This window comes from Streptomyces sp. NPDC059454, assembly GCF_042749965.1.
Classification (GTDB): Bacteria; Actinomycetota; Actinomycetes; order Streptomycetales; family Streptomycetaceae; genus Streptomyces.
In genome coordinates this window covers 1-1,452 of record NZ_JBHYVC010000135.1, presented here as the reverse complement: position 1 = coordinate 1,452, position 1,452 = coordinate 1, and the positions used below count along the sequence as shown (strand labels likewise).

At 71.6% G+C, this 1,452-nt stretch carries 1 protein-coding gene; it reads left to right on the top strand.

All coding sequences use genetic code 11. The annotated features are described in order from the left end of the window. Positions 1–1,452, top strand: a 1,452-nt coding sequence (locus ACFXAE_RS36130; protein ID WP_384723957.1) for a beta-ketoacyl synthase N-terminal-like domain-containing protein, incomplete at both ends; no start/stop codon positions are given.

The window sequence follows — 1,452 nt, the reverse complement described above, 5'->3', positions numbered from 1 at the left end:
CGTCGTCGTGCGCTGGGGCTGCCGGCGGTGTCGTTGGTGTGGGGTCCGTGGTCGCAGGACGCGGGCATGACGCAGACGCTGTCGGAGACCGACCGTCGCCGCATCGCCCGCTCCGGCCTCCCCCCGGTGACGGTGGAGCAGGGCGTCGCCCTGCTCGACGCCGCGATGGCCGCCGACGCGGCGGTCGTCCTCCCCGTGCGCCTCGACTTCCCGGCGCTCCGCGCGCAGGGAGAGATTCCGCCGCTGCTCAGCGGGTTGATCCGGACGTCCGGTCGCCGCGCGGCAGCCACGGGGTCCGCCGAGACCACCGGACTGGCCGAACAGCTGACCGTGCTCGGCGAGACCGAGCGCCACGAGGTGATGCTGGACCTGGTGCGCGGACACATCGCCCTCGTTCTTGGCCACTCGGGCGCACAGACGATCAACCCCAACCGGGCCTTCCAGGACCTGGGCTTCGACTCCCTGACGGCCGTGGAACTGCGGAACCGGCTGGGCAAGGCGACCGGACTGCGTCTGCCCGCCACCGTCGTCTTCGACTACCCGACCGCGGAACTCCTCGCCGACCACCTCCTCGACACCGTGCTCGGAACCGTGCGCGACGTGGCTGTGCCGGTGGGGTCGCTTCCGTCGGTGGCGGATGACCCGGTGGTGATCGTGGGGATGGCGTGCCGTTATCCGGGTGGTGTGTCGTCGCCGGAGGACTTGTGGCGGCTGGTGTCCGACGGCGTCGACGCCGTGTCGGACTTCCCGGCTGACCGCGGATGGGACGTCGAGTCCCTCTACAACCCGGACCGGAGTGTGTCCGGGACGTCGTACACGCGCTCGGGCGGCTTCCTGCACGACGCGGGTGCCTTCGACCCCGAGTTCTTCGGGATGAGTCCCCGGGAGGCGGTGGCGACGGACGCGCAGCAGCGTCTGCTGCTGGAGGCGACCTGGGAGGCGATCGAGCGGGCCGGGATGGACCCGGTGTCGCTGCGGGGCAGCCGGACCGGTGTCTTCGCCGGCGTCATGTACAGCGATTACGGAAGCATCCTCGCCGACGAGCAGTACGAGGGCTACCGCGGCAACGGCAGCGCGGGCAGCATCGCGTCGGGGCGTGTGTCGTACACGTTCGGATTCGAAGGTCCGGCGGTGACGGTGGACACGGCGTGTTCGTCGTCGCTGGTGGCGCTGCACTGGGCGGCGCAGGCGCTGCGGTCGGGTGAGTGCTCGCTCGCCGTGGCCGGTGGCGTCACCGTCATGGCCACGCCCACCGCCTTCGTCGAGTTCTCCCGCCAGGGAGCCCTCTCCGCCGACGGCCGCTGCAAGGCCTTCTCCGACACCGCCGACGGAGCCGGCTGGTCCGAGGGTGTCGGTGTGCTGGTGCTGGAGCGGTTGTCGGACGCGCGGCGCAATGGGCATCGGGTGCTGGCGGTGGTGCGGGGCAGTGCGGTGAACCAGGATGGTGCGTCG